The 26,931-nt window shown below is 73.1% G+C and carries 24 protein-coding genes, 1 pseudogene and 1 riboswitch; of the genes and pseudogenes, 12 read left to right on the forward strand and 13 right to left on the reverse strand.

Going from position 1 to position 26,931, the window contains the following annotated elements; all coding sequences use genetic code 11:
* The first annotated feature begins 117 nt into the window (after nt 1–117).
* The 4 genes and pseudogenes from WMF20_RS22320 to WMF20_RS22335 all read left to right on the forward strand — a co-directional run.
* Nucleotides 118–600 (forward strand): MarR family winged helix-turn-helix transcriptional regulator, encoded by a 483-nt coding sequence (locus WMF20_RS22320; protein ID WP_437616611.1) that lies wholly within the window; start codon nt 118–120, stop codon nt 598–600.
* Between the two features lie 353 nt (nt 601–953).
* Nucleotides 954–2,132 (forward strand): hypothetical protein, encoded by a 1,179-nt coding sequence (locus WMF20_RS22325; protein WP_437616615.1) that lies wholly within the window; start codon nt 954–956, stop codon nt 2,130–2,132.
* Between the two features lie 203 nt (nt 2,133–2,335).
* A complete protein-coding gene (locus WMF20_RS22330) occupies nt 2,336–3,133 on the forward strand; it encodes a CDP-alcohol phosphatidyltransferase family protein (protein ID WP_437616617.1) in 798 nt (265 codons plus the stop codon).
* Nucleotides 3,134–3,354: 221 nt separating this feature from the next.
* A pseudogene (locus tag WMF20_RS22335) lies at nt 3,355–3,987 on the forward strand (phosphatase PAP2 family protein); the annotation flags it as partial.
* A 47-nt stretch (nt 3,988–4,034) separates the two neighbouring features.
* Here WMF20_RS22335 and WMF20_RS22340 read toward each other — a convergent pair.
* A complete protein-coding gene (locus tag WMF20_RS22340; protein WP_437616619.1) occupies nt 4,035–4,745 on the reverse strand; it encodes a cob(I)yrinic acid a,c-diamide adenosyltransferase in 711 nt (236 codons plus the stop codon).
* Between the two features lie 99 nt (nt 4,746–4,844).
* Here WMF20_RS22340 and WMF20_RS22345 point away from each other — a divergent pair, with 99 nt between their 5' ends.
* Both WMF20_RS22345 and moeB read left to right on the forward strand, forming a co-directional pair.
* Nucleotides 4,845–6,395, forward strand: coding sequence for a hypothetical protein (locus WMF20_RS22345; RefSeq protein ID WP_437616621.1), 1,551 nt, complete (start codon nt 4,845–4,847; stop codon nt 6,393–6,395).
* Nucleotides 6,396–6,489: 94 nt separating this feature from the next.
* Entirely contained in the window at nt 6,490–7,653 is a 1,164-nt protein-coding gene (gene moeB / locus WMF20_RS22350; protein WP_437616623.1) for a molybdopterin-synthase adenylyltransferase MoeB, read from the forward strand.
* 76 nt (nt 7,654–7,729) lie between these two features.
* Here moeB and WMF20_RS22355 read toward each other — a convergent pair whose 3' ends face one another.
* Entirely contained in the window at nt 7,730–8,062 is a 333-nt protein-coding gene (locus WMF20_RS22355) for a hypothetical protein (protein WP_237245557.1), read from the reverse strand.
* A gap of 190 nt (nt 8,063–8,252) precedes the next feature.
* On the opposite strand from WMF20_RS22355, the gene WMF20_RS22360 reads away from it, so the two are divergent.
* The 5 genes from WMF20_RS22360 (at nt 8,253) to WMF20_RS22380 (ending at nt 12,905) form a co-directional block, all read left to right on the forward strand.
* Complete coding sequence (locus tag WMF20_RS22360) at nt 8,253–8,705, forward strand: hypothetical protein (protein WP_437616626.1); 453 nt, start codon at nt 8,253–8,255, stop codon at nt 8,703–8,705.
* Between the two features lie 181 nt (nt 8,706–8,886).
* Nucleotides 8,887–9,903: a tetratricopeptide repeat protein gene (locus tag WMF20_RS22365; RefSeq protein WP_129576263.1), complete on the forward strand. Its 1,017-nt coding sequence runs from the start codon at nt 8,887–8,889 to the stop codon at nt 9,901–9,903.
* Between the two features lie 56 nt (nt 9,904–9,959).
* Nucleotides 9,960–11,087: a hypothetical protein gene (locus WMF20_RS22370; protein ID WP_437616628.1), complete on the forward strand. Its 1,128-nt coding sequence runs from the start codon at nt 9,960–9,962 to the stop codon at nt 11,085–11,087.
* 55 nt (nt 11,088–11,142) lie between these two features.
* Nucleotides 11,143–11,358 carry a hypothetical protein gene (locus tag WMF20_RS22375; RefSeq protein ID WP_129576264.1) on the forward strand — a complete coding sequence of 72 codons (216 nt, stop codon included), beginning with the start codon at nt 11,143–11,145 and terminating at the stop codon, nt 11,356–11,358.
* A gap of 65 nt (nt 11,359–11,423) precedes the next feature.
* Complete coding sequence (locus WMF20_RS22380) at nt 11,424–12,905, forward strand: hypothetical protein (RefSeq protein WP_437616630.1); 1,482 nt, start codon at nt 11,424–11,426, stop codon at nt 12,903–12,905.
* 6 nt (nt 12,906–12,911) lie between these two features.
* On the opposite strand, the gene WMF20_RS22385 is transcribed toward WMF20_RS22380, so the two are convergent.
* The 5 genes from WMF20_RS22385 to WMF20_RS22405 form a co-directional block, all read right to left on the reverse strand.
* On the reverse strand, nt 12,912–14,732 hold the full coding sequence (locus WMF20_RS22385; protein WP_437616632.1) for an ArnT family glycosyltransferase: 1,821 nt from the start codon (nt 14,730–14,732) through the stop codon (nt 12,912–12,914).
* A complete protein-coding gene (locus WMF20_RS22390) occupies nt 14,729–15,715 on the reverse strand; it encodes a hypothetical protein (protein WP_437616634.1) in 987 nt (328 codons plus the stop codon). The genes WMF20_RS22385 and WMF20_RS22390 overlap by 4 nt, the downstream gene beginning before the upstream one ends.
* 48 nt (nt 15,716–15,763) lie before the next feature.
* The gene (locus WMF20_RS22395; protein ID WP_437616636.1) at nt 15,764–16,552 is read right to left on the reverse strand and encodes a hypothetical protein; all 789 of its coding nucleotides are present in this window, start codon (nt 16,550–16,552) and stop codon (nt 15,764–15,766) included.
* A complete protein-coding gene (locus WMF20_RS22400; protein ID WP_437616638.1) occupies nt 16,549–16,971 on the reverse strand; it encodes a hypothetical protein in 423 nt (140 codons plus the stop codon). Before WMF20_RS22400 ends, WMF20_RS22395 begins: the two co-directional genes overlap by 4 nt.
* Before the next feature lie 117 nt (nt 16,972–17,088).
* On the reverse strand, nt 17,089–19,170 hold the full coding sequence (locus tag WMF20_RS22405; protein ID WP_437616640.1) for a hypothetical protein: 2,082 nt from the start codon (nt 19,168–19,170) through the stop codon (nt 17,089–17,091).
* Nucleotides 19,171–19,775: 605 nt separating this feature from the next.
* Here WMF20_RS22405 and WMF20_RS22410 point away from each other — a divergent pair.
* A complete protein-coding gene (locus tag WMF20_RS22410; protein WP_437616642.1) occupies nt 19,776–20,195 on the forward strand; it encodes a hypothetical protein in 420 nt (139 codons plus the stop codon).
* A 77-nt stretch (nt 20,196–20,272) separates the two neighbouring features.
* Here WMF20_RS22410 and WMF20_RS22415 read toward each other — a convergent pair whose 3' ends face one another.
* From WMF20_RS22415 to WMF20_RS22440, 6 genes are all read right to left on the reverse strand, one after another.
* A complete protein-coding gene (locus WMF20_RS22415) occupies nt 20,273–21,931 on the reverse strand; it encodes a DUF308 domain-containing protein (RefSeq protein WP_437616644.1) in 1,659 nt (552 codons plus the stop codon).
* Between the two features lie 72 nt (nt 21,932–22,003).
* Entirely contained in the window at nt 22,004–22,363 is a 360-nt protein-coding gene (locus tag WMF20_RS22420) for a DUF190 domain-containing protein (RefSeq protein WP_437616646.1), read from the reverse strand.
* Between the two features lie 19 nt (nt 22,364–22,382).
* On the reverse strand, nt 22,383–22,802 hold the full coding sequence (gene crcB, locus WMF20_RS22425; RefSeq protein ID WP_408022436.1) for a fluoride efflux transporter CrcB: 420 nt from the start codon (nt 22,800–22,802) through the stop codon (nt 22,383–22,385).
* A 48-nt stretch (nt 22,803–22,850) separates the two neighbouring features.
* Nucleotides 22,851–22,928, reverse strand: a riboswitch (Fluoride riboswitch).
* Nucleotides 22,929–24,019: 1,091 nt separating this feature from the next.
* Entirely contained in the window at nt 24,020–24,487 is a 468-nt protein-coding gene (locus WMF20_RS22430) for a hypothetical protein (protein WP_437616648.1), read from the reverse strand.
* Nucleotides 24,488–24,523: 36 nt separating this feature from the next.
* Complete coding sequence (locus tag WMF20_RS22435) at nt 24,524–25,654, reverse strand: hypothetical protein (protein ID WP_437616650.1); 1,131 nt, start codon at nt 25,652–25,654, stop codon at nt 24,524–24,526.
* A 160-nt stretch (nt 25,655–25,814) separates the two neighbouring features.
* On the reverse strand, nt 25,815–26,834 hold the full coding sequence (locus tag WMF20_RS22440; protein ID WP_437616652.1) for a hypothetical protein: 1,020 nt from the start codon (nt 26,832–26,834) through the stop codon (nt 25,815–25,817).
* Between the last annotated feature and the right edge of the window lie 97 nt (nt 26,835–26,931).

Genomic DNA, 26,931 nt, shown 5'->3' on the forward strand with positions numbered 1-26,931 from the left:
CGAAACCGCCCGCCGGCGCTACGGCAAAGCGCGGAGACCGCGGCGGCGCGCCTCCCAGCCCGACTTCCCGCAGTGGCGCTAGCAACCTGCGCCCGGGCGAGCTAGCAAGCGTCGGCGATGCGCTCGTCCCACGCCGCTCCCCCTGCAGAGAAGGCCTCTCGGCTCGGCGAGGTGCTCGATTTCATGAAGCTCCTGTGGGCGGTCGATCACGGCCTGCAGTCGACGTCGAAGCGCATGGAGGCGAGGATGGGCGTGACGGGCCCGCAGCGGCTCGTCATCCGCATCGTCGGGCGCTACCCCGGGATCTCCGCGGGGCAGCTCGCCGAGATCATGCAGCTGCACCCGAGCACCCTCACGGGCGTCCTCAAGCGGCTGCAGGAGCGCGGCATCATCGAGCGCCGGGCCGACCCGAAGGACGGCCGCCGCGCGCTCCTCGGCCTCACCCCGCGCGGGCGCGAGCTCGACAGCCTCCGCACCGGGACGGTGGAGGCGGCCGTGCGGCAGGCCCTCAAGGCGATGCCGCGACGCAAGCTCGAGGCCGCGCAGGATGTGCTCGCGGCCGTCGCCGGGGCGCTGCAACCGCAGCCGGCCGACGAGTAGCGTCGCCGGCCGGATCGGCGCGCGCGGCGCGCGTTCCAACCGGGGCAGCGCCGATCGGCGCGCGCCTGGCCGGCGCGGCGGCCGCGAGGCGCAGGCGCCGCGCCGCGCGGGAGCGAACGGCGGTTCGCGCCCGGGAGCGCGGCGCGATCTGCGCGAACGCGCGGCTCCGCCGCGACCGGCCGACCTCGCGGACATCGAACGGAGGAGCAGCGGTCGTCCCGCACGGCAACCCGCCTCCCGCCGCCCCGAGGCGGCGGGAGGCGCCGCGCGGACCCGCGAGCCGGGGCCTTCGGTGCGGCCTCCGCCCGGCGCGCGTCGCGCCGAGGGCCTCTCATCACCACGACGGGGGAACAATGAAGCACTGGGTTCATGGCGCGATCAGCGCGGCGATCATCGCCGCGGCGTGGGGCTGCGGCTCCGGCGGACGAGGCGGCAAAGCCGACACGGGAGGCGGCGGAGGCACGGGCGGCGAAGGCACGGGGGGCAGCGGCGCAGCGACGGGCGGCGGGGGGACCGGGAGCCACGCCGCGGCCTGCACGATCACGTCGCGAGGCCTGGAGGTGAGCAGCGGCCGCGGGACCACGCCCGCGATCGCGGCGACCGGGTCGGGGTACGCCGTCGCGTGGCAGGAGCGCGAGGCCGACGAGGGCGACATCCACCTCGCGGTGATCGACGCGGACGGCAACAAGCTGCGGGAAGAGGCGATCGCGGCGGGCCCCGGCGTCTCGAGCCACCCGAGCGTCACGCGCGACGGAGAGGGCCTGCTCGTCGTCTGGCAGGACCAAGATGGCACGGGCAGCGTCGTGCGCGGCCGCCGCGCGACGCTGGAGGGCGTCCCCGAGGGCGCCGCCTTCGACCTGGTCGAGAGCGGCGCGGCCGAGTCGTGGCCCATCGCCGCCGCGGGCCGGGGCGGGATCGTCGTCGCCTGGATGGACGCGGGCTGCTCGCTGATCAGCTCCCTCGACCGCGGCGCGCTGGGCAGCGCGACGCCGCTTGACCAGGCAACGTTCCCCGCGGTCGCGACCGACGGCGAGCGGACCGCGCTGGCCTGGAGCCAGGGCGACACGCTCTTCTTCGCCCGGCCGCGCCAGGGGAGCGCGCCGCTCGACCGGATCGCGCACCCGGGCGTCGACGCGAAGCTGACGCGCGTCGCGCTCGGCGGGGACGACGCCTTCGTCGTCTGGGAGGACACCCGCGCCGGCGCCGAACAGATCCGCGCGATCCGGATCTCCGCGCAGGACGAGGTGTCCCGCGAGGCCGTCGTCTCCCCGGGCGACGGCAGCGCGAACTGGCCGGCGCTCGCGTGGACCGGGCACCACCTGGCCGTCGCGTACTACCAGTTCCGCGACGGCCCCGCGGCCGTCTTCGTGGCGCTGCTGAACCGCGATCTCTCGCCCGCGGGCGCCGAGCTCAAGGCGAGCGGCGACGCGCCCGCCCGGTACCCGGCGCTGGCCTGGACCGGCCGGGAGCTCGGCATCGCCTACGCGGAGCCGGACCAGGGCATCCGCCTCTCGCGCGCCAGCTGCAAGTAGCCGCGCCGCGCCCGCTCGCCCTCTCCCGCCGCGCCGCCGCCCCGCCGCGCCGCCGCCGAATACCGGCCGCCCCCGGCGGCGGCGCGACGGGGCCGCCCGCGGCGGCGCAGGACGGCCGCCCGCGCCGGCCCGGATCGAACCCTGCAACCGCCCCCGGGGTGGCCGTTCTCCCCTGCGCCCTTGCGATCCTAATCTGCACAGCCGTGCTCGGCGCCTACGCCGTGCGCGTCGCGCGCCACGGCCGGCCCGCGATGCCGCGGCTCGGCGCCTCTCCGGGGAGCGCGCTGCTCCCCGGCCCGGTCGTCGAGGCCTTCTACTGGTCGTTCCACGCCCCCGCGCGCGCGCTCGTGCGCCTCCGCGTCTCGCCGGACACCCTCACCTACCTCTCGCTCGCCCTGTCGCTCGCCTGCGCGCCGCTGCTCGCGGTCGGCCGCTTCCGCGCCGGCGCCGCGCTGCTCATCGCCGGCGCCGTCCTCGACGCGCTCGACGGCATGGTGGCGCGCGAGGGCGGCAAGGCGTCGCGCGCCGGCGCCGTGCTCGACTCGTGCCTCGACCGCGTGTCCGACGCCGCGCCCCTCATCGGCCTCGCCGTCTTCTACCGCCATCACGCCCTCGCGCTCGCGATCCCGCTCGTCGCCATGGTCGCCTCGTCGCTCGTGAGCTACGCGCGCGCCAAGGCCGACGTCTACCGGATCGCGCTGCCGAGCGGGTTGATGCGCCGGCACGAGCGGCTCGCCTACCTCGTCGCCGCGCTCGTCTTCGGCCCGGCCGTGCCGGCCTCGCCGCTCACCGGCGCGCTCCCCTTCCCGATCACGCTCGCCTGCGTCGCCCTCGTCGCGGTCGTCGGGCTCGCCGCCGGCCTGCGGCTCGTGCAGCGGACGCGCGCCGCCCTCGCGGCCGCCGACGCGGCGCCGCCGCCAGGGCCGCGGGCGACCGCGCGCCCCGAGGGAGAGCGCCGGCGCCTGCTCGGCGACGGCAAGGCCACGAGCGCGCCGCTCTGATCATGCTTAGGCGCGCGCGTGCCCGCTGGGGCCCCTGCTTCTGGCTGCCGGCGCTGCCGTGGCTCGCCTACGTCGCCCTCCTCGCGCCGCGCGGCGCCGCGCGCTGGGACCACCTCGCCGTGGCCGCCCTCGCCGCGGCGAGCGTCTGCGCGGGCGAGCGCTCGCGCCGGTTCTTCCTGAACGCCCTGCCCTTCTTCCTGCTGTTCCTCGCGTACGACGGCATGAAGCAGCTCGACGGCGGGCTCGCCGCGCCGGACCACGTCCTCGGCTGCGAGCTGCGCGCGGCCGAGCTCGCGCTCTTCGGCGTGGAGATCGGCGGCCGCCGGCTCACGCCGGGCGAGCTGCTCGCCCGGCTGGAGCGGCCCGCGCTCGACCTGCTCTGCGCCCTCCCGTACGGCGGCTACGTGCTCGTGATGGTGGGGCACTGGCTCCACCTCTACCGGAGCGAGGCCCTCGCGGCGCGGAGGTTCGCCTGGCTCGCGTTCGCCACGCACCTCCTCGGCCTCGCCACGTACCGCCTCCTGCCGGCCGCGCCGCCCTGGTACGTCGAGGCCCACGGGTGCGCGATCGATCCGGCCGCTCACAGCTCCCCCGCCGCGCTCGCGCGCGTCGACGCGATGCTCGGGCTCACCTACTTCCGCGACCTGTACAGCCGCGGCGCGACCGTCTACGGCGCGCTGCCGTCGCTCCACGTCACGTACCCGCTCTACGGGCTGCTCGCGACCTTCCGCCGGGCGAGCGCGCCGTCGCTCGCCCTCCAGCTCGCCTACGCCGCGCTCATGCTGTTCGCGGCGCTCTACCTCGCCCACCACTGGCTCATCGACGCCCTGCTCGGCTACGCCTACGTCGCGCTCGCGTGGGCGCTCGTCCTCCGGACCTTCCCCGACCGGGGCGGCTCGGATCAGGCGGGCTGCGCCTTGCCGCCGCTCGCCGAGACGTCGGGCTCCCAGAGGATCTCCGGCGTGCCGAGGAGCGCGGACGCCCAGCGGCTCCAGACGAAGAGCGCGTCGCTCAGGCGGTTCAGGTAGCCGACCGCCAGCGGATCGGCCTGGCCCGCCTGCCCGAGGCGCACGCAGCAGCGCTCGGCCCGGCGGCACACCGTCCGCGCCAGGTGGAGGTCCGTGTTGAGCCGCGAGCCGCCCGGGAGGACGAACGAGCGCAGCGGCGCCAGATCGGCCTGGCAGCGGTCCATCTCGGCCTCGAGGAGCGCGATCTCCGCCTGCGTCACGCGGGGCTGCTTCGGGTGCACGTCCTCGGGGAGCGTCGCGAGGATCGAGCCGAGGTTGAAGAGCTCGTGCTGCACGCGCAGCAGCGCGCGCCCGAGGTCGTGGAGCCGCACGACGCTCGCGGCGGGCGCGCCCGGCAGCAGCTCCATCAGCGTCTGCCGCGCCGCCCCGACCAGCGCGTTGAGCTCGTCGACCGTGCCGTAGGTCTCGATCCGCGCGTCGTCCTTCGGGACGAGCTGCCCGCCCACGAGCCGCGTCAGCCCGCCGTCACCCTGCCGGGTGTAGACGCGGTTGATCGTGATCTTCGGCGCGCTGAACACGCGCCCGCTGTTGTCCTCGGCGCCCTCCCGGGGAGCGCCCGTCCCGCGCGTATCGTCGTCACTCACGGGGAGTTCACGTAGGGCGAGCGCCTGCGAGGGTCAAGGAACAGCGCCGGAGGGGCGGCATTGACGATCCTCGGCGCGGAGTGGAACAGTCCTGTCCCTATGCGCTCCCCCGGGCCGCCGCTCCGCCGTTCGCTCCCCCTCGTCCTCCTGCTCGCCGCGCTCCCCGTCGCGTCCGGCTGCGCCGCCGAGGCCGCCCCGCGCCCCGCGCCGCAGCCCGCCGTCACGGCCGAGATGGCGCGCATCGCCGAGAGCCAGCGGCTCTACGACGAGGCGAGCCGCGCGCTGTCCGACAAGCGGTACGAGGACGCCCGCGCCCTGCTCGACAAGGCGAGCGGCCTCGGCGTCGACTCGCACCGCTACCAGATCGGCGAGCTGCGCGAGAAGCTCGACCGGCGCGAGGCGAAGGTCCGGGCCAGCGAGGCCGCCGAGCTGCTCGATCGGCAGGACTGCGAGGGCGCCTTCGCCACGCTGTCGTCTCGGATGGACGCGCTGAAGAGCGAGGCGTTCGCGCACGAGGCCCGGAGGCTCGTGGCCTCGCAGGCCGCGGCGTGCGCGAGCGGGAAGATCGACGCGGCGACCACCGCGGGGAAGTTCGCGGAGGCACGCGCGTTCATCGCGGCGGCGCCGACGAGGGCCGTCCTGGGCGACGAGGCCGCGGATCGGCTCGCGGCGGAGCTCGACGCCACGATCACCGAGGCGCTCTACGGGCAGCTCGAGGCCGACATCACGGCCGGCCGCTGGGCGGGCGTCGTCGAGAGGATCGACGCCGCCGTCAAGCGGGGCGACGCCTCCGAGGAGCAGGCGCGCACGGTGCTCGCGCGCGCCCGCGGCGCCGCGACGCCGCGGCTGACGGAGCTCGCCGGCAAGGCGGTCGGCGCGCGGGACGCGGCCGCCACGCTGGCGCAGCTCGACGCGACCATCGCGCTCCTGCGCTGGGAGGCGCCCGCGCCAGAGACGGCCGACCTGCCCGGGAGCAACGCGCTGCCCGAGGCGCTCGCGCGCAAGCGCTCGGCCCTCGCGGCGTGGGTCGAGGCGATGCAGGTCCGGATGAAGCCGATGAAGAAGCCCGAGAAGCGCTGGTCGCACGGCACGATCGCGGTCGCGCCCGCCTCGGACAGCGACGGCGAGCCGAAGCGCAGCCTCCCGCCCTCGACCCCCGTCTGGATCCTCGGCCAGACCAAGGATCGCGCCCTGGTGACCGCGGTCGAGCCCGCCACGGCCGCGCTCACGGCCGCGCTCGAGCTCGCGATCGGGTGGGCGCCGCTGCCGCGCCTCGCCCGGGAGCCGACCGCCGACTGGCTCCCGCCGAACGATCAGCTGAAGGGCGAGCGCGTGTGGGGCCCGCTCCGGGAGAAGCAGCCGACCCTCGAGCTCGGCGTGGTGAGCGACGTCGACGGCGCCGACATCCTCGTCCGGCGGCTCGCGGACGACGTGGAGGTCAAGGTCCAGCGCAAGCAGCTCCGCAGCGGGCGCCTCGCCCCGGGCACGAAGGTCCTCGCCCTCTGCAAGTCGGAGAACGAGCCGGCGACGATCGTCGACGTCCCGCCCGCGGGCCGCGTCGCGCGCATCGAGTGCGAAGGGGGCGCGCAGAAGGAGGAGCCGCTCGCGTCGCTCCGATCGAGGCCCGACCTCCTGCCTCGAAGCCGCTAGGGTGCCTCTCGGCCAGCAGAAAACCCGCCTCCGTCCGTCCGTCGTTGACTCGTAGCGCCGCGCACCTAAGTCTCCCTATCTCTGAGGAGCCCCGATGCCTACGACCTATAGCGACCTCATCTCCGACGTCCGCAAGTCCATCCGCGAGCTCTCGCTGAGCGAGCTCAAGAGCCGCCTCGACGACAAGGTCCCGATGGTGCTCCTGGATGTGCGCGAGAAGGAGGAGTACCGCGCCGGCTTCATCCCGGGCGCGATCTCGATCCCGCGCGCCTTCCTGGAGATGCAAGTGGAGCAGAAGCTGCCGGACAAGTCGGCGCACATCGTGGCCTATTGCGCCGGCGGCACGCGCTCGGCGCTCGCCGCGAAGACGCTCCAGGAGCTCGGCTACACCAACGTGGAGAGCGCCAACCCCGGCTTCGTCCGCTGGAAGGACCTGAGCTACCCGGTCGAGCTGCCGCCCAACCTCACCGAGGCGCAGCGGGATCGGTACTCGCGCCACCTGCTCCTGCCCGAGGTCGGCGAGGCGGGTCAGGCCAAGCTGCTCGCCGCCAAGGTCCTCCTCCTCGGCGCCGGCGGCCTCGGCAGCCCGGCCGCCCTGTACCTGGCCGCCGCCGGCGTGGGGACGCTCGGCCTCGTCGACGCCGACGTCGTCGACAACTCGAACCTCCAGCGGCAGATCCTCCACGCGACCTCGCGGGTGGGCATGCCCAAGGTCGACAGCGCCGAGGCCGCGATCCGCGACCTGAACCCCGACGTGAAGGTCGTGAAGTTCCAGGAGCGCGTCGACAGCTCCAACGTCGACCGCATCTTCGACCAGTTCGACATCATCGTCGACGGGTGCGACAACTTCCCGACCCGCTACCTCGTGAACGACGCCTCGGTCTTCAAGAAGAAGCCGGTCGTCCACGGGTCGATCTTCCGCTTCGAGGGCCAGGTGACGACGTTCATGCCCGGCGTCGGCCCCTGCTACCGGTGCCTCTACCCCGAGCCGCCGCCCCCGCACCTCGCGCCGAGCTGCCAGGAGGCGGGCGTGCTCGGGATCCTCCCCGGCACCATCGGCATGATCCAGGCGACCGAGGCGGTGAAGCTGATCCTCGGCCAGGGGACGCCGCTCATCGGCCGGCTCCTCACCTACGACTCGCTGCGGATGAAGTTCGGCGAGCTCAAGCTGCGCCGCGACAAGAGCTGCCCGGCGTGCGGCGAGTCGCCGACCATCACCAGCTACATCGACTACGAAGGCTTCTGCCTCCTCGGCTGAGCGCCGCGCGGCGGCGCGGCGCTCCGGCGCCCGCGCCGCCCACCGAGCCGCGCCGCCCGGCGCGGCCTCCGCGACGTCACGACGGGTACTGGAGCACGGTGGTCTTCTCGGGCCGCTCGATGCGCTCCACGCGGCTCGTCACGACCTGCCGCTCCTGCCCGTCGGGGTCCACCTGCGTGAAGTAGATGGGGGAGCCGACGCGCGCGTTGTGCGGCTCCGGGATCACGACGCCGTTCGGGTTGATCCGGACCGCGCCCTGGAGCTTCAGGTGCAGCGCGAGGTGCGACGTCCTGAACTTCCGCGCCGCCCGGTCGCGCACGGCGACGCAGACCTCGTCGCGGACGTGGTACTCCGTGTTGCGGGTGATGAAGACGCGGTGCCTGCGGCGCTCGTTGCCCGTGTAGCTCATGGTCGCTCGTCGCTCCTTCGCGCCCCTCGGCGCGGCGCGCATCGTGGCAAGGCGCGCCGCGCGTGGCCAAGTTCGTCGCCGACGCGCGGCCCCCTGCGTCCCGCACGAAAGCGGGTGCCTCCGCAACTTTGTGCGGATCTCAGCGCGCTTTTGGGAAGTCGCGGCCAGCGATGCCACGATCGCGATCGGAATGTCTCGCAGCGAGCGTCTCCCCGGTCCCGGTCTGGCGAAGGTCAAACGACCTCCGCTCCTCCAGCGGCGTCACGTCGAGCTCGTGGCCTGCTCGGCGGGGCGCCTCCACGCCCTGTTCGACGGCGCCGACGTGGTGAGCGAGGGGGGTACGCGCAGCGAGGGGGGCGCGCTCGTGTACTACGGGTCGACCAGCCTGCTCGTCGCGCTTCCGTCGGACGCGCCGCTCGCGGCGCCGCTCGACCGGGCGCTCGCCCTCGACCCCCACCTCCGGCTGCGGGCGCTCCGCGTCGCGCAGCGCGAGGCGGCCGCGCGGGCGGGCGGCCCGCTCGGGCCGATGCACGCCGAGATCCGCTGCGGGCTCGCGCCGCGCGCGGCGGCGGTCTCGTTCGCGCTGACCGTGGACGTCACGGCGCGCGTGCTGGTCACCACGGGCAGGACGGCGCGCGCGTGAACGTCGATCGAAGCAAAAATGCACCCCGAGCGCCGCGGCGATCGCTCGCGCCCTCCGCCGCGCGCGCTCTTGACGCGCGTGCCCACGTGAAGAACGGGAGCGCTCCGGCTCGAGGCGGAGTAGGCTCCACACGGCGCGCTCTGCTTCTGTCGATCCTCGGCGCGGAGCCCGCGACGCTGCGATGAGCAAGAAGGACCGTTCCGCCTCCGGCGATTCCGACAAGGTGATCCACGTCGTGTTCGGCCCTGGTGGGGGGCGCGTATCCGAGCCCCCGCCCGCCCCGCGGACCGGCGAGCCGGAGGCGCCGCAGCCTGCCCCGGGCGCGCGCGAGCCGGTCACCGACATGTTCACCGGCACGGAGGTCGCGCGGCTGCTCGGCATCTCGCCCGGGCGGCTGCGCTCGCTCGATCGCGCCGGCATCGCGCCGCCGAGCGGCCGCCGGCGCGGGCGGCGCGCGTACACCTTCTCGGATCTGATCGCCCTGCGCGCCGCGCGCGATCTCATCGCGCGCAAGGTGCGGCTGCGCGACGTCGCGCGGGCGATCGACAACATCCGCGCCGCGCTGCCCAAGGTGACGCGCCCGCTCGCCGAGCTCCGCGTCGCCTTCGACGGCAAGGCGGTCGTGGTCCGGAGCGCGTCGGGCGCGTTCGAGCCGCTCACCGGGCAGATGGTGCTCGACTTCGAGGTGAAGGAGCTGCGCGACGACGTCGTGCGCGTGCTCCGCCCGCGGGTCGGCAGGGATCGCGCGCGCACGGCCTACGAGCTCTACATGCAGGCCAGCCAGCTCGACGAGGATCCGGCGACGATGGACGAGGCGGAGGCGCTCTACCGCCGCGCGCTCGAGATCGACCCCTGGCTGGCGATCGCGTACACGAACCTCGGCAACATCTGCTTCCGGCGCAACGCCGAGGAGCAGGCCGAGGCGCTCTACCTGAAGGCGCTCGAGCTCGACGCGGCGCAGCCCGAGGCGCAGTACAACCTCGGCTACGTGATGCTGGAGCGCGGCCGCGCGGCCGAGGCGATCCGGTACTTCCGCGGCGCGATCGAGAGCGATCCGCGCTTCGCGGACGCGTATTACAACCTCGCGATGGCGTACGAGCAGATCGGCGATCCGACGAAGGCGCGCCCGTGCTGGCGCCGGTACCTGGAGATCGAGCCGACCGGCACGTGGGCCGAGATCGCGCGCCGGCACCTCTGATCCGCGCGCCGCGGGTTGGATCGGCCGGGCCTCTTTTCCGGCATACTGCGGGCGGCATGGACCAGCAGGGCGCACCGGTCGGCGCGGCGAACCACCCCCCTGGCGGCTATCCGCCGGGTGGAGCCCCTCCGGGCGGCCACGGCCCTCCGCCGGGCGGCTACGGTCCTCCGCCGGGCGGCTACGGTCCTCCGCCGGGCGGCTACGGCCCGCCCGGCGGCCACGGTCCTCCCGGCGGCCACGGCCCGCCCGGCGGCCACGGTCCTCCCGGCGGCCACGGTCCCCCGGGCGGCCACGGTCCTCCCGGCGGCCACGGTCCTCCGGGCGGCTACGGCCCCCGTCCCGGCGGCTACGGTCCTCCGCACGCGTTCGGCCCCGGTCCGGGCGGCTTCGGCGGCGCGCCGGTCGGGCTTCCGCCGCGGCGGTCGAACCTCGCGCTGATCCTCGGCATCGGCTGCGGGGCCGTCTTCCTGCTCTGCATCCTCGCGGGCGCGGTGGTCATCTACTTCTCCACGGGCGTCGCCGACCGCGAGATCGCCGGGCTCCCCGAGCCGCTGCCCACGGCGCCCGTCGCCGATCGCCCCGCCGACGCGGCCGCGGAGCGAGGCGTGCTCCGCGCCGAGATCCGCGATCTCCGCAGCTTCCCAGCGCGCGCCGGGAAGCTCCTGCATTTCGTCGGCGAGATCCACAACACCGGCACGGTGCCCATCGGCTCCCCGAGCGCGAAGATCACGCTCTACGGCGCCGGCGACGTCGCCCTCCTGAGCGGCGACTGCGCGACCCAGGTGCGCCTCTTGCCGCCGGGCGAGAAGGTCCCGTGCGCGTTCGCCACCCAGCGCCCCACCGGGCTCGCCACGTTCAAGGCCGAGGTCACCCCCGCGCCCGCCACGCTCCGGGGGAAGCTGGCCAAGCTCAGCATCGCGGACACGAAATTCACGCCGACGCGCGGGCAGAGCCCGTACCAGGTGGCGGGCAGGATCACGAACGAGTCCGCCTTCGCGGCCCGGTCCGTGCTCGCGATCGTCTCGCTCTACGGCGCCGACGGCAAGATCGTCAGCGTCGGTCAGATCCCCGTGGCGGGCGGCGATCTCCCCCCGTCGGCGAGCGGTGAGTTCGCGGCGAGCATCGTGGATGTCGCCGACGCGCCCGCGACGTGGCAGGTGTTGGCGGTCGGATACAGCGAGTGAGCGCCGGTGCATGCAGCGGCGCGCTCGCGCTCCAACTTACGGAGAGGTGAACGAGATGAGCGACGTGGGATCGGCCCGACGGGCCAAGGACGAGCTCAAGGCCAAGATCGGCGGCGAGCCGTGGTGTGTCGGCGTCGGGGTCGAGCGAGAGGACGGGGTCGGCTTCATCGTCCGCGTGAGCGTCCGGTCCGGAGGGGCCGAGGCAGCGCGCGCGGCCATCCCGGCGCGGATCGGCGGCGTGCTGATCAAGGTGATCGAGAACGACCCCTGAGCACGGCCGATCCGCGCTCGCCGAAGTATCGCCTGGCCGCGCAAACCGTGTAAGCTGCGCGCCTCGTGAACGAGCGCAACCTCTCCCGCCGACTTTCCACGAGCATCGTCGATGCGCTGAAGGCTCACGGGCACATCCTCGTGGCCAGGGGCGGCGCGACCGCGCTCGCGCGCGAGCTCGAGGACAAGATGTCCGCGGACATCGCGGCCATCGCGCCCCGGCTCGAGCCGTGGGCCCTCGTCGACGGGGAGGTCACGACCACGTTCGGCACCGACGAGATCGACGACCAGGTCGAGGAGCTCGTCGCGAGCCTGACGAGCACGCTCATGGATTCGGAGCACGTCGAGGACATCTTCACCGAGGACAACGTGATCAAGCGCGACGTCTTCCGTGTGATGCGCGACGCGCTGCTCGGCCCGCGGCCCGAGCTCGGCCTCGAGGACGACGGCCCGGTGCAGGTGCGGCTGGACACGCTCGGGTACGTCGCCTCGACGGTCGGCAAGCGCGCGCCGGTGGAGGTGCTGCGCGAGTCGCTGGCGCGCGCGGCCCAGAGCGCCGGCGGCAAGCTGACGTCGTACGATGCCGAGCTCCGCGAGGCGACGTTCTCGCTGGGGAGCAGCGACCCGGACGCCCGGCTCGAGATCGAGGAGGCCGTGGCCGACGAGCTCTCCGATCTGGTCGAGGCGAAGGTGGTGACGCTCCCGATGCTGGAGCGCCGCTTCGAGCTGCAGCGCAAGATCGACCCTGGCGCGCGCGCCGGCCTGCGCCAGCGGATCGACGCCGTCGCCTCGAGGATGCTGCGCGAGGGCGGCTGCGCCGCGTCGTGGGAGCTCGCGGGCGACCGTGTCCTCCGGCTCAAGCTCACCCCGCTGTCCGAGCAGGACGCGCTCGAGGTCGACAGCCACATGACGGAGCTCACGCGCGACATCGCCGCCCTGCTCGGCGAGCCGCTCGGCGCGCCCGGCGCGGCGAGCAAGCCGGCCGCCGCCCCGCAGCGCGGCGAAGCCCCGGCGTCGCGGCGCCGCGAGCCTGCGCCGCAGCCGGTGCGCGCGGACGGCGGCCTCGAGGAGGACGGCCTCGAGGAGGACGACGATCTCGAGGACGAGGACCTCGAGGACGAGGACGAGGACCTCGAGGACGAGGGGGACGACGACGATCTCGACGACGAGGACCTCGGCGACGAGGAGCTCGACGACGAGGGCGAGGACCTCGAGGACGAGGGCGAGGAGATCGAGGACGAGGCGCCGTCCAAGAAGCTCGTCGCGCGCGGGAAGCCCCACAAGCCGGCCGAACCGGCGTCCGAGCGGCCCCCGGCGAGCAAGCCCAAGGCCGCGGCGGCGCGGGGCGCGAAGAAGGCGCCGGCGAAGAAGGCGGCCGCCGCGACGAAGAAGGCGCCCGCTTCGGCGGAGCGGTCGGCGACGGGGAAGACCGCGGCGACCGCCGTCAAGAAGGCGGCGAAGGCCCCTGTCGCCAAGAAGGCCTCGCCCGCCCCCGCGAAGAAGGCGGCGAAGGCGCCGGCGAAGAAGGCGGCGGCGAAGAAGCGCTGATCGCCCTCAGCGGGCCCGGTTCCGGTAGACCAGGATCACCGGCACGCCGTCGAGCCCGGCGATGTGATCCGGGCTCGTGGTCCCGAACGCGACCCACGCCTGGTACGCCTGCCCGAGCATGTGCTTCTCGTGGTGGTAGAGGGCGAAGTCCGCGCCCGCGACCGCCCCCACGCCGCGGATGTCCTTTCGAAGGCGCCCGTCGCGCAGCAGCATGTCCCACGCCTGGCCGGCGGTGTCGTGGATGTACACCGTCCCCCGGGGCGGGACGTGCTCGTTGAGGTAGTCCACGACCGCGCCCGTGGTGTAGCCCCAGAAGGTGCGGTTCAGCCCGAGGCTCGCCGCGCCGGGCGCGCCGCCGACCAGCGGCGTGTAGGCCGAGAGCGCCCACGGGTGCGCGTGCAGCGTCTCGGCGACGGGCGCCGCGACCACCGCCGCCCCGAGCAGCGCCGGGACCAGCGGCCCGCGCGCGGCGGCGCCGGCGACCGCGCGCGGCGCGCCGGGGACGCGCCGGGCGACGAGCAGCGCGCGGAGGCCGACGCGCGCGCGCCTCACCGCGGCGGAGAACGCGGCGCCGGCGAACAGGGCGATGAACGGGTAGGCCGTCATCCAGTGCTTCGTGCCGCCGAAGATCGGCGTGCTCGGCGAGAGCCATGCGCCGTAGACGGCGGCGATGGCGAGGAACCAGAGCAGCGCCGTGCCGCCGGCGTCGGGCGGCGGCGGGCGGAGGCGCGCGGCGAGCGCGCGGGCGGCGGCGAGCCTCCCGCCCTCCGGCGCGAGCCGCGCCGCCGCCCGCGCGAGCGGGTACACGAGGCGCTCGCGCGCGGCCGCGCAGAGCCCCGCGACGAAGAGGCAGAGCGTCACGGCGGGCACCGTCGCCGCCGTCATCAGGGGCGCGTAGGCCCTCGGCATCGGCGGCGTCCAGTGATTCCGGCCGAGGAACTCCATGTTGTAGTACTCGTGGTTCAGGTGGAACGACGCGTACTCGCGCAGGCGCGCGAGCGTGTCGCGCCAGATCCACGGCCAGAGCACGTAGAAGACGAGCGGGCCGATCGTCGCCATCGCGGCGAGCGCGGCGACCGAGCGCCGGGATCCTCGCGGCGGCGCCGGCTCGGCCGCGGGGGCGTCCTCCGGCGCGGCCCCCGCCGCCTCCGGGCGCGCGACGATCCGCTCCCGGAGCTCCAGCGCGACGGCGTGCGCGACGCAGACGATCGGCAAAAACCACGAGTTGTGCTTCGTGTCGAGCGCGAGGCCGAAGGTGATGCCGGTGAGCACGGGCCAGAGCGCGCCGCCGTCCCGCAGCGAGCGCCAGTACGCGTAGGCGCACGCGGCCCATACGGTCACGATCGGCGCGTCGAAGCACGCGAGGTGCGCGTGGTAGAAGTACCGCGGCAGCATCGCGAAGAGCACGGCCGCGGACGCGCCGGCGAGCCGGTCGCGCGCCTGCGTTCCCCAGAGGTACACGAGCGCGACCCCGGCGCCCGCGAGCGCCATCGCCGGGAAGCGGTAGCTCGTGCCTTCCATGGCGAAGAGCCCGAGCCGCTTCTGCAGGAGCAGGTTCGACAGCGCGAAGAGCGACTTGATGAGGCCGGGGTGCTCGTGGTTCACCGACCAGGCGGCGTCGACGACCTCCGGGCGGAGCGCGGCGCGCGGCGCCTCGAGGAGCGCCTGGAACCACGCGCCGTAGCGGTTCGCGGCGAAGAAGTAGAACCCCTCGTCGCGCGCGTAGCCGAGATCGCCCGCGGTCGCGAGCAGCAGGGCGACGTACGCCGCCGCGAGCGCGATCGCGATCAGCCCGTCGGCGGGCGCGAGGGGCGCCGTTCGCTTCATCGGGTGTCCGCCTCGAAGCAGTAGTGGCGGTGCGTGTAATCCGGGGACCTCACGGCGAACTCCACCTCGGCCTTCGCCGCGCCCGCGTGGGCGGCGAGCGGGAACTCGAACGCCGCCCACCCGTCGCCGTCGTGGTGCGTCGCCTCGCCCACGGTCTCGCCGTTCACGCGCACGGACAGGGTGACCGGCGCGCCCCGCCGCTCCCGCTCGATGATCCAGTACATGCCCGCGTGCCCCCGGATCACCGAGCCGAGCGGGACGTCGCGGAAGCGCGTGACGATCTCGCCGTCGCTGGGCGGGTGCGACCAGATGCACCGGCGCGGGCGGAACTCCTCGTCGGCGATCACCGTCACCCCCACGTTGAAGAACGGGCCGCCCGGGCACTCGAAGCGCTCGGCGGGGAACGTCGGGTGGCCGCCGAGGCCGCCGGCGGCGATCCGCGCGCGCGGGTTCCAGCGGCACGCGGCCGGCGGATCGGTGACGCGCGCGTCCGCCGACGCGGGCGCGACGTGATCGACGAAGTCGTAGACGACGCGCGCGGGCGACGGGTTCACGAGGCGCCGGAGCACGAAGCCGCCGTGCTCCTGCCGCGCCTCCTCGCGGAAGCCCGCGAGCTCCTCGGCGCGCTGCCCGAGGACGCTGATCTCCACGGCGGCCGCGTACCGGCTCTCGTCGGGCCGCGCGGCGTCGCGCAGGGGCATCAGCGCATCGCCGAGCGCGCGGCGCGCCGCCGGATCGGCCCACGCGGGCGCCACGACCACGAGGTCGCCGGGCTGCCTCATCGCCTCGAGGGGCGCCTTCACCTCGCGCCAGTCGTCGAAGCCCGGCGCGCGCCGGCTGACGTAGACGTGCGCCGCGAGCTCGCCGAGGCCGAGCGCGGGGAGGCCGACGAGCGCGAGCAGGCCGAGGGCGCGGCGCCGCCCGCGCGCGCGCGCCGGTCTGCCCGAGGGCGGGGTCGTCGGTTGCGGTTGCGCCGAGGTCATGGGGCTCTCCAGGCGAGCCGTGGGTTCCTATCGGCCGTCGCCACCGGGCTACAGGCCGGGGCCTCTCAGGATTCGCTGCTCGACGTCCTGGGCGATGACGATGTCGCGGAAGCCCCCCTTGAGCCGCCCGAGCGCGAGGAGGAATCCGTTCCAGTCTTCCTCGGCGACGTGGGCGCCGAGCTCCATCATCGGATACATCAGCTGCTCCCGCGCCACGTGCCAGCCGTACTCCTGGATGCACGAGAGGCGCGCATGCGCTACCTCCCACCTCGCGGCCGCCGCCCCGCCGGCCTCGAGGAGGTCGGCGGCGCGAAACAGGACGTCCGTGTCGACCTCGTCCAGCAGGTCCAGCACGCGGCGCGTCCACATGCGCGCCGGGGCTCCGCTGGCGAGCACGCGGCGCACCAGGCTCGCGTACATCATCGCCCTGCGGCCGTCCGCGGCCCCCGCGAACGTGGCGAGCGTCAAGGAGCGGCGCTGCGCGGTGGTGTCCGGCGCGCTGTCCAGCGCATGGTAAGCGGCGACAGCCCGGGTCACGTTGTCCAGCCGCTCCGCGTCGGGCACGTCGTCGCTGTCGTAGGCGCGTGGCACGAGGGGCTCGTGGGTCTCGAGGTCGGCCATGTACGGCACCTGAGAAAACTCGTCCTGGTGCTCCTGGACGCCCGGGCGAGCCAGGAACATCGGCAAATCCTTGCGATGCAGGTATTTGCAGGTCGTCTGTTCCGGCCGGTCGATGACCGAGCCCCACGTCAAGCAGAAGCCTGCGCCCGGCCCCAGCGTGAGCCCCTGGGCCGGGTTGTGGATGCAGTTGCGGCACGAGAACAGCTCGATGCTCATACCTTCACAAAGTAGTGCCGCACGTGAGGCCGCGCCCACTCCGAGAGCTCTTTGCGGGCGATCCGGGAGACATCGAAGCTCCAGTGGACGAGCGCCTCCCGGCGCTTGATCGCGCGCGGGAGCGCCCTGGCCGCGAGCTCGCGGGCAGCCGGATCGGGCGCGGACCTGAGCTCCTCCCGCAGGGTGCCGACCAGGGCGTCGTGGGAGACGACGCCGTGCCCGTCGTCGTAGATCTTGGGCTCCAGCAGCCGCCAGAGCTGAGGCCCGAGGTCGACGATGGTGGCCGGGTCGAGGCTCAGCGACGTGAACCGCGTGCGCTTGCCGCGCGTATGGACGATGTGCTCCGCGTAGGTCGACTCGTCGGCGAGGTTCGGCGGCGTGATGCCGTCGGCCTGGTCGCGGCGGTAGTAGGGCGTCACGGGCTCCTCACGTCACGCGAGTATTCGTAGGCTTCCGCTCGACCGTCAAGGACAGGGCTTCGCCGCTGGCGCTCCGCCCGGCAACTCTGCGCGCACGCAGGACCCGGGGACGATCCGCTACAGCTCGATCGCGTACACGGCGCTGCCGAGCGGCATGCGCTGCATGCGCTCCTCGATCACCCCGCGGAGCGCCTTCCACGCCCCTTCCTTCTCGACGTAGTCGTCGCGGAGGCGCTGCGCGGCGGCCTTGTCGCCGCGCGCCTTGATGCCGAGCACCGTCCTCGCGAGCGCCTCCGCCGCGGCGGGCAGCTTGTCGGCCTGGATCGAGAAGCACCCCTTGTCCGCGCCGTTCGCCGCCACCTCGCCGCGGTAGAAGCCGAGCGCGCCCGCGTCGAGCAGGCTGCCGAGCTGGATCGCGGCGAGCTGGCCGTACGGCCGCGGCTCGCCGCCCGCGGTGTACATCCCCTGCCCCACCTGCCCGAGCGCCCAGATCACCTCCCGCGTCTCCGCCATGCGGGCGAGCGCCGGATCGATCACGCCCCGCTCGGCGAGCCAGCCGGTGAAGAAGAGCGCGCCGGTCTGGGCCTTGAACTCCTCGAGCATCGTGGCGAGCGGCCCGCCGAAGATCTCGTTGTCGGTCTTGCCCTTCACCTTGTAGTTCTGGGTCGGCCCCAGGTTGTGGGCCGCCTCGTGCAGCACCGTGCCCAGCGTCGCGACGGGCCGCTCGAGCGAGACGCTTTCCATCGTGGTCTTGCAGAGGAGCGACGCGGCGGCCTCCCGGAGGGCGGCGCGGCTGTCGTCGTCGTCGAAGAGGTTCACCATGGCCACGGTGCGGCCGCGGCCCTCGGTCGCGACCCGCCCCCAGTTCGGCAGGCTCTGCCCCGCGGTCCCGCCGGTCGCGGCGCGCGAGTCGCCGGCGTTCACCACGATGTCGATGAAGTCGGGCAGGTGGAACGCGACCTTGCGCTCCTTGTACGGCGCGCCCGCGAGCTTCGCGAAGGCCGCCTCCATGTCGGCCTTCGCCGGATCGAGCTTCTTCTGCCAGGCGAGCGACTCCTGGTTGATGCGCGCGAAGCTCACGTGGAAACCCGCCTTGCGGCTGCACGGCTCCCAGTACGTCTCGTCCGGCCCCACGCGCAGGTACCACGCCGAGCTCTCGGCGTTCATCTTCGACCACGGCTCGTCCGCGAGCTCCCACCGGTTGTCGAGGAACGCCTGCGACGCCGCGAGCAGGTACGCCTTGAAGGCGGCCTCGGTGGGGCTCTGGATCGCCTCGGCCGCGGCCTTGAGCTCCCGGCTCACCGCCTCCATCTCGGGCTTGTAGGCCTCGCTGTACGGCACGGCCTTGAGGGCGCCGCCCTCCTCGACGACCAGGGTGAACGGCGAGAGGAGCGCCTGCTGGTCGCGCCGCGCCTCGAGCGCGGCGCAGAACTTCTTGTCCTGCTGGATCCGCGCCGGGTAGGCGCCGGTCACGCGGGGCGGCTTGCTGGGCAGCGCGCTGCAGTTCGGGTCGTTGCGGGTCTTCGGCTGCTCGCACCAGGGCCCCTGGTTGCGCCAGAAGAGCGCCCGGCTCGCCGGGTCGTCGGCCGGGATCGCGTCGGCCATGCCGGCGGAGCCGAGCTGCTTCGCGTGGATCTGGTCGATCAGCGCGGCCACCTTGAGCAGGTGGCCGACGATGGCCCGGTCCTCGGCGGACGCGCCGCGGAAGTCGGACCGGAGGAGCGACGGTCGGCCGGCCGCGAGCTCCGCGAGCACGGCGTCGCGGCGGCGCTGCTCGGCCTCGTCGAGGCCGGCGCGCGGGTGGCCTTCGGCCTTGATCTTGAGCATGGCGGCGTAGGCCGCGGTGAACTCCGGGGTGAACGCCCCGGAGGCGGCCCAGGCGGGCGCCTTCGTGTGGTGCCAGAGGGCGGCGACCTCGTCGGGCTCGACGGCGCCCGAGCCGTTCCGGTCCGCGATCCAGAAGAGCGGCAGATCGAGCTCCACGGCGATGCGGTTGAAGTCGAGCCGGGGGATCTGGCCGAAGGGCGGCGCCGAGGGCGCGGCCTGGGCGGCGGTGGGCGCTGGCTCGGCGGCTTTGGGCGGCTCGACCGGCGGGGGGGCGTGCGGCCGCGCGCAGGCGGCCTCCGCGGCGATGGCGGCGAGCGCGGCGAGCGCGGCGAGCGGGGCGCGGGAGGCGGGGTTCGGGTGGGCGGTCTTCATGGCTGGGGCTCCGAAGCGCCCTCGACCTGCGAAGCGCGCGCGAGGCCGGGTGGCCAGCGAACGAGCGCGCCGCGGGAGCGGCCGGCGCCGCTCGCGCCTGGAGGATGGGGAACAGCCTCCTGCACGCTCGGCCGCCGAGCTGCCGGGGCAGGCGGGAGCGTAGATCAACGCCGCGCGGCCTGGGCGTGTTTGTGCGCGCAGGCCGCAGTCCCGGGCAGACCGGTCCCACGGCGCACAGGCGGTCTGAAGCGAGGATCGCAGGGCGGCCGTCCGGGTTGCGCGGTATCACCGTGTCGGCCACGCCGGACGGCATGTCGTCGACGCATGCGTCCAGGGAATACCGAGAACGCCTGCGTGGTGGGCTCGACGGCCAGGTCCCCAGGTAGCCTTACATGATAGAATCGCCCTACGATCGCGGTGCGGCCTCGCTGCTGCTTCGACGACTCTGACCACGCTCAGCGGAACGAGCTCTGCCGTAGATGGGCATCGCGCGGAGCGGTTGCATTCCTTGAATCGACTGAACCGGCCTGGCACTCGTTAATCAGCAGTCTCCGGGGCGTCCCCGTTTCCTTCAGTTACATCGACGGCGAATGGAAGATGCTAAAATGAGCGCTCACAACACGGAGCTCGAGCAACAGGCACGATTCAAGGATTTCATGACGTCCTTCATGTGCCTGCTGGATATCATGGCTCTCTTCGCCTCGCCGCGGCTTGCGGCGAGGGGTGCCGCCTTGCCGAGTCGCGAGCACATCCTGCAGCACCTGGACGCTTTCATCCCCGTGGCTGCGGAGTGGGAGAGAAACTACGACGGCAGCACCAGGCGGATAACGACGGCTCACGCCCAGAAGTTGCGCGATCTTTTCAGCGTGTGGATGCCCGATGTTGACATTCCGGCTGATATCGTGCAGGGAGCGCGCGCGTTCCTTGACGAGTTCGGCATGGAACCGCAGGAGGGTTGGGACGCGTTCGAAGGACCTTGGGAGGAGGACCAGGCCGTCTTGACCAGCAAGCCCGACCTACAATGAGGCTCGGGGGTTCCATCGAGCCTTCGACCGCTTCAGCGTTCCTGTCCCGTTGCCCTTTCCATGACGCGCGCGCCGCCTCAGGCGGAGGGGTGGAGGCGCGCCGCCTTGGGCAGCCGCTGTCCGAAGATGCCGGCCAGGAGCTCTCCGGCGCCGTAGTAGCAGAGATAGCCGGCGAGCGCGTACTTGAGCAGCACCGCGGACGCGGGGAGCGAGAGCAGGACGAGGCTGGCGAGCATCGAGCCGGCGCCCACGGCCAAGAGCCACCTCGACTCCACCATGCCCTTGAGCACGACCGACGCCGCGACGCGCAGCGCGCCGGAGACGAACGCCCAGATCCCGACGAGGATCACGAAGATCTCGACCACGTAGCCGCGCCGGAGCACGAGGAGGCCGAGCAGGACGCTCGCCACGCCGCGCACGCGCGAGAGCAGGCGCCGGACGGGCGGCTCGCGCGACGCCCCGAGCAGCGACAGGGCGCCATCGGCGATCGCGTAGACCGCGAACGCCGAGACGAGCAGCCGCCACCCCGCGGACGAGCCATGACCGACGGAGATCGTCAGGGCGCCGGCGCCCACGGCGAGCGCGAGGGCGCCTTGCGCGATGAGGACCCACCGGGAGCGCTCCGGCCGGGTCGGCTTCGGGAAGAGCGTCCGCGCGGCGGCGCGGGCCGCGGCGATCGGGTTCTTCTTCGCCGGCGGCGCGCGGCCGGGCCCCGCCTCCGGGCGCACCACGGGCATCTCGCGCTCGATCTCGCGGCCGTCCTTCCACTCGAGATAGCGCACGTGACCGTCCGGGGAGATGCGGAGAAACGGGTTGTGGGGGCCCGTCCAGGAGCCGCTGTTGAAGTACCAGCCGCCGATGCGGCCTGCCTTGTGGGTGTGCCCGAGCACCGTCACGTCGTGGTCGCCCCTCTCGAGCGCCGCGCGGACCCCGGCCACGTGCTCGCCGAGCCGATCCGGGTTCTGCGCCGGCGTCAGGGCCGAGGTGGGTCGCACGTCCCGCTCCGGTCCGCGGGGGTGCATCGTCGAGAGGGCGCGCCGCCAGATCGTCAGCATCGACTCGCCGAACTGCTCGAGGACGTCCTCCACGCTCTCGCCGCTCTCGAGGAGAGGAGAGCCGTTCTCGTCCTCCCAGACGCCGGCGAAGATGGCGAGCATGCGGCCGAAGCCGGGATCGTCGCCGGCGTTGAAGGGATCGGTCTCGTGCCCGTGCGAGAAGCTGAACCGCTTGCCCCCGAGCTCCCGGACGAACGGCGCGCGCATGTGGTCGAAGAAGGGGTGATGGAGGAAGTCGGTGTCGATGAAGTGCGCGAGATCGATGTCGTGGTTGCCGGGCACGTAGGTGAGCCGCAGCGTGGCGAGCTGATCGAGGAGCGAGCGCCGCTTCACGAGCAGCAGGCTGAGGTTCATCTGCCAGAGCTCGAAGAGGTCGCCGAGGATGAAGAGCTCGCCCCCCTCGCTGCCCACGTGGTCGAGAAATGCGCGCAGCTGCGGCGTCTTCTTGCCTATGTCGAAGTTGTCGCGCACGCCGCCGTCGCCGAGGTGCAGGTCGCTGATGACGAAGATGTCCCTGGCCGCGCCGTCCATCGCCTTGCTCCAGGGTCGAGCGATCCCGTCATGAGACCGGCCGCGCCCCCTGCGCTGCATGAAACGCAAGCCGCGTGCCTCGACGGCGAGCGGGAGGGCGAGCGCGAGGTCGAGCAGGCGGGCAGCCGTCGCTGGGTGTCGGTGTTGCACCACGGATCTCTCGGCCTGGCCAGCAGCCGCTGTCACTGGAAGCCATTCCGCCAGCGCGCGCCCGGCCGGACGTCACCCGCCGCCGCTCGTCGTCTGTCGCTGCGCGCCGTAGCGCAGCACCTGTACCTTCTCGAGCGTGACGAGCCCGCCGCTCATCATCTCGTCGAGGATGGGCACGAGCCGATCGATGTGCTCCTGAGAGTCGACCACTTCGATCACGATCGGCAGGTCGTCGGACAGGTCGAGGATGTTGATGGTGTGGATGAGGCTTCGCGCTCCGAACCCCTCGATGCCTCGCAAGGCGGTCGCGCCGGCAAACCCCTCTTTACGGAGCCGCTCGACGAGCGCGCGGTAGAGCGGCTGGTGGTGCCACCTGTCGCTCTCGCCAACGAAGATCCGGGCACGAACCTGTTCACCGTTCGGAAGGCGCATCGTTCCATCTCCCTCAGGGTCAGCCTCCGACCAGACGCTTCGAGGTGCCGAGGCCGAGTTCGGCAGCCACGTGCGAGGCCAGCGCGATGCCGACCAGACCGCCCACGAGGCAGCCCGCCACCGTCGCGACCAGGTTGATCCCGGCGGTGAGCCAAGCCCTGTCCTGCAAGAGCTTCAGCGTCTCGTAGTTGAACGTCGAGTACGTGGTGAAGCCACCCATGACCCCCGTGCCGAGCGTCAGCCGCGCCGTGGGGCCGAGGAGGTCGGTCGCAGCGCTGAGCTGCATGACGACGCCGAGCAGGAACGAACCGGCGACGTTGACGGCGAGCGTTCCGTACGGGAACGCGCCGCCCATGCGGCGCTGGCACCAGAGTCCGACCGCGTAGCGGGCGAGCGTACCGAGCGCGCCCCCCAACCCGAGCAAGAGCAACCGAACCAACATTCACCTCTCCCTGTGGGCGCCGGAGGACCCCCAACGGCGCAGCCTTGTGCCGTAGGAGTCATCGGCCGACCTCAACACGTCGAGGGCCAGCGGTTGTTGGCGGACTCCACCGCCGCTTCCCGTGTGAGCCCGATCCGACCACCTGTCAACCATGGGAGCCGGCCGGACGAGGACCCGTGGTACGCCGGGAGACTTCGGGTGCGTTGCGGAGCAGGAGCGCGCTACGAACCAGCCGCGCCGCTGGTCGTCGATGAACGAAGTGCTCTCAAGGGCGGCGCCACGCATGCGTGCTGCCACGCGCCGACGCGCGCGCAAGCAAGCGAATTCTGATTCCACACTTTTCTGACCCAGCCAGCTTCGACGCGCCGGTAGTGCTACGCTCTAGGGCATCGCCTGACTCCATCACGCTGACTTGTTGGCTTGAGAGCGGACGTTAGGCGTGCTTGACGCCGGCCGCGCCGAGCTCGCCCCCTGTGAGCTTCGACGCCGGCGCGATCCCGAGCTCGACGCCGCCCAGGTGGACGCCGCCATGCCGAGCTCAGCAAGCAGCGCATGCGGCAGCGTGGCCGCGCCGCATGGGCCAGCGCCCACCGGCAGTTCGTCGCAAGTGACCGGGGCTTGTTCGAGGTTGCCGCATTGAAACTGCACCCGGCGACAGGCTGGCTTCGCGAAGAGCGCAGAACACCCGGACGATGCCTACTACGGCAGATTTTCCTCGTCCTACGGCTCCGGAATGCGCACCGCATGGCACCGTCACACTCGACCGAGGTGGCTCGCCGGTTGCGTCGCCCGTACCATGCGAATCGTCCCGACGGTCGCCGTCATCGTCTCGCTCCATGGAGTCGCTCTATGCGTTGCATCTTGTGTCATGCACCCATCAGAAAATGTCGATGAGATGAGGGTCGACACACAAAACAGCGATCCAGGAGCTGACAATCTGACACTTGACGACGAGACAGAGAATGGTCCCACGACCGAACCGGAGGCGATCGGCTCATTCAAGATCATCCGCTGCAAGAGACGTGAGCACGGCGCCGAGTGCATGACAAAGTGCGCCGATGCCGGAATATCTTGCCCGGCCGGACGAAAACACCCGTACAAATCCAACGTCAAAACCGGACTACTGATGCAATGCAGAGCTCTCGGCCTGGCCAGCAGCTGCTGGTACTATTACAAAAACGGAGATATTTGTGTGTTCATCGCCGGAGCTCCCGTCAAGTGCCGCTACCAGGGTGGAACTCCTGATTGAGAGCGCGCGCGTAGGAGGCGGCTTCCCGCGACGCGCGCTTCCAGTCCGGTCCGAACAGAGACTCCATGCACTGAAGAGCGAGCGGGCCGAGCTCGGGCGACCGCTCACCGCTCGAGAGGGCAGCGGAGCCTAGTCCGCGGAGTCGCCGCATCCGCTCGACGTCTTCCACGGTGATGGATGTCGGCCCGTGCAGGCGACCGCGAATGTGCTCCATCATCGCCCCCTCGGCGGCGGTCAGGGTGTTCTCCCACGCCACGGGATCCACCTGGAGATCGGCGTCGCCTCGCTCGATCGCGTCGGCGAGGATGCGGATGTAGCCGACGGCGTAGAGCGTGGCCCAAGACGCCCAGTCGAGCAGATCCTCGTCCTCTTCGCTGAGCAGATCCTCGTCCTCTTCGTCGTCGTTGGTGAGGGGCTGATCCGGGTGAGGCATGCCCGGAGCCTAGTCCAGTCACCCGATGGGTCGAGCCTATGCCTGGCAGCAGAAGGTCGACGGTTCGGCCGGCAGCAGCTCGCCCGTCGGCTCGCCGCCGCTCGGCGCGCAGGTGCCGGGATCCACGGCGACGACCTCCGCCGACTTGCTGCCGAGCGCGACGCCGGGCGGCGTGACCCCGCAGAACGGCGTCGTCGAGCTCACGACGTTCGACGCGAGCAGGTTCGCGCACGCGCCGTCGCTGTAGACCGAGGCCATGATCGTGCACGACGCGCCCTCCGGCGCCCCGCAGCCGCACTCGGAGCAGCCGCGCGTGTCCTCGGCACCGCCGTAGAAGACGTGCCTGTCCAGATAGGGGCTCTCGCACGTCACGTCGCCCTCGTGGAAGATGCACGTCAGGAAGCCGCCGGGCGGCGGCACCCCGGGCTCGCCGGGCGACGGCATGCAGGTGCTCCGGTCGCCGGGGCACTCGGTGTAGGCGCCGGGCAAGCAGGCGAGCGCCCGGGTCTTCCACGGGTCCTCGCGCGCCGGCGGCGGCGGCTCGTCCACCCTCGGCGTGCACGCGGCGGTCACCAGCACGGTCGGAGCTTCGACCGAGAGCGACTGCACGCACGGCTGTCCGCCGCAGTCCTGGCCCGCGGGGATCGCGTTCGCGGCGGTGCAGGCGCCGTCCCAGCCGTCGGGCGCCGCGAAGGCGGTCTCGACGCTGCCGGCGTCGGCGGGACACGCCGCGGCCGTGTGCGCCGACCAGCCCAGCGGGAGCTCGCACGAGGCCGACGCCGGCGGGTCGCAGAGGCAGGCCGCGCAGGCGAACGGGGCCGGCGCAAGGTCGGCGAAGCCCTGGTAGCCGACGTTCGGCGCCTCGGCGGGGCAGCCGGGCGCCTGGTCCGGCGGGCCGTACCAGAGGAGCGCCGGGCCGAACCAGCCGAGCGGCGCCGGCGGGATGCAGTCGCCGGCGCAGGCGCTCTCCTCGCCGCCGCCGGTCCCGCCGGCGCCGGCGCCTCCGCCGCCGGCACCTCCGCCCCCATCCCCGCCGTCGCCCGCATCCCCGGTGCCCGCCTCGGGGTACGGGCATGCCGGAGAGCCGTATTCACTGGGCTGACAGGGCCCGTAGATGGTCGGATCGCCGGCGCAGCCCGGCAACACGAGGAACCCTGCGATCAACAACGGGTAGATCCGCATACGTGGCAAGGTACCCCATACCGCTCCACGCAGACAACGACCATCTCTCGTGACGGTCGTAGTCACCCGCGAGCGGGTCATTACAAATTCGAACATATTTTTCTCACCAATCCTCACGACGCTGGGTCCCGTCTCGCAGGTCCGCTCAGTAGCTGGCCGTGACACCCAGCCCGAAAGCGGCGCCGAGCGGCGGAGACGTCCAGTAGAGCGGCGCTGGCGTCACGGCATGGTCCACCTGACGCCTGAGCCGCGCTTCTTCCACGATCCCGATCGCCTCGGCGTGGGCGTGCACGGACCACCCGTCCGAGAGCCGCCACGCGCTGCCGAGCCGCGCCCCTATCCCGAACAGGGCCTTGTTGCGCACATGCAGGTCCCATGGCTCTTCCGGGACGAATCGGACGGCGCCGAGCGTCGCGAGCCCGCAGCCGAACAGGTGGCGACCGCGAAGGCAGGCGACGGTGGCCGCCGTGAAGGCCGTTGTCGCGAGGGGCACGCCCTCGACCTCCTTCGCCAGCGAGACGAGCCCTCGCCCCTCCACGGCGACCGACCAGTCGGACCAGCGCGCGCCGATGGCCAGGGTCGTCCCGGCCGCGACCCCCGGCGTGATCCCCAGTCCGACGGTCGCCCCGAGCCCCGCCTCGATCCGCAACGGCTCGGAAGGATCTGCGGTCGCCCCCTGCCCCGAGGAGGTCGGCAGCGCCGGCGCGGCCCGGCCGGACGGCGCAGGCGCCGCGCGCGCCGTCTGCGGGGGCGGTGAGGCCCTCGGCGGCCCGTGCGGGGCCTGCGCTGGCGGCATCGACCCGGCCGCCCCCTGCGGAGCCTGCGTCTGCTGCGCAGCTCCAGGCGGCGAAGGCGCACGCGACCCTCGCTCCGGCATGCTCAGGAGCTGCGCTGCGACGGCGAGCCCCACGCCGGCGACGAGCACCTCGCAGGCTCCGCTGGTGCTGAACCCGTCGGCCCACCGGGTCTTCTCCTCGCTGTCGCGCAGCGCCAGGGAGGCGACGAGCTCGGCCCCCTGGCGCTCGATCCTGGCCGAGATCAGGAGCGGAGCATCGTCCCGGAACGGATCGGCGCCGACCACCCGCGCCACCTCCGCGCGCAGGAACGACGCGTCAGGGCAGCGTTCTGCGCCCCGACCGCGCACGTACTCGAGGCGCGCCGCCATCGGGCGCGGCTCCTGCTCTGCGTGAGCTGCCTCGACGGAGAGCAGGTACGCGGCCCCGAAGGCGGCAGCACCGGCAAGCGCCGCGCGCCGGACATGG

It is taken from the genome of Sorangium sp. So ce834 (assembly GCF_051521425.1).
Classification (GTDB): Bacteria; Myxococcota_A; Polyangia; order Polyangiales; family Polyangiaceae; genus Sorangium; species Sorangium cellulosum_D.

Coding starts and splice junctions, on each gene's coding strand:
- WMF20_RS22320 (WP_437616611.1), top strand. CDS start 118: ATGCGCTCGTCCCACGCCGCTCCCCCTGCAGAGAAGGCCTCTCGGCTC.
- WMF20_RS22365 (WP_129576263.1), top strand. CDS start 8,887: ATGAGCAAGAAGGACCGTTCCGCCTCCGGCGATTCCGACAAGGTGATC.
- WMF20_RS22370 (WP_437616628.1), top strand. CDS start 9,960: ATGGACCAGCAGGGCGCACCGGTCGGCGCGGCGAACCACCCCCCTGGC.
- WMF20_RS22360 (WP_437616626.1), top strand. CDS start 8,253: ATGTCTCGCAGCGAGCGTCTCCCCGGTCCCGGTCTGGCGAAGGTCAAA.
- WMF20_RS22355 (WP_237245557.1), bottom strand. CDS start 8,062: ATGAGCTACACGGGCAACGAGCGCCGCAGGCACCGCGTCTTCATCACC.
- WMF20_RS22405 (WP_437616640.1), bottom strand. CDS start 19,170: ATGAAGACCGCCCACCCGAACCCCGCCTCCCGCGCCCCGCTCGCCGCG.
- WMF20_RS22375 (WP_129576264.1), top strand. CDS start 11,143: ATGAGCGACGTGGGATCGGCCCGACGGGCCAAGGACGAGCTCAAGGCC.
- WMF20_RS22410 (WP_437616642.1), top strand. CDS start 19,776: ATGAGCGCTCACAACACGGAGCTCGAGCAACAGGCACGATTCAAGGAT.
- WMF20_RS22420 (WP_437616646.1), bottom strand. CDS start 22,363: ATGCGCCTTCCGAACGGTGAACAGGTTCGTGCCCGGATCTTCGTTGGC.
- WMF20_RS22345 (WP_437616621.1), top strand. CDS start 4,845: ATGCGCTCCCCCGGGCCGCCGCTCCGCCGTTCGCTCCCCCTCGTCCTC.
- WMF20_RS22395 (WP_437616636.1), bottom strand. CDS start 16,552: ATGAGCATCGAGCTGTTCTCGTGCCGCAACTGCATCCACAACCCGGCC.
- WMF20_RS22385 (WP_437616632.1), bottom strand. CDS start 14,732: ATGAAGCGAACGGCGCCCCTCGCGCCCGCCGACGGGCTGATCGCGATC.
- WMF20_RS22440 (WP_437616652.1), bottom strand. CDS start 26,834: ATGGCGGCGCGCCTCGAGTACGTGCGCGGTCGGGGCGCAGAACGCTGC.
- moeB (WP_437616623.1), top strand. CDS start 6,490: ATGCCTACGACCTATAGCGACCTCATCTCCGACGTCCGCAAGTCCATC.
- WMF20_RS22390 (WP_437616634.1), bottom strand. CDS start 15,715: ATGACCTCGGCGCAACCGCAACCGACGACCCCGCCCTCGGGCAGACCG.
- WMF20_RS22430 (WP_437616648.1), bottom strand. CDS start 24,487: ATGCCTCACCCGGATCAGCCCCTCACCAACGACGACGAAGAGGACGAG.
- WMF20_RS22325 (WP_437616615.1), top strand. CDS start 954: ATGAAGCACTGGGTTCATGGCGCGATCAGCGCGGCGATCATCGCCGCG.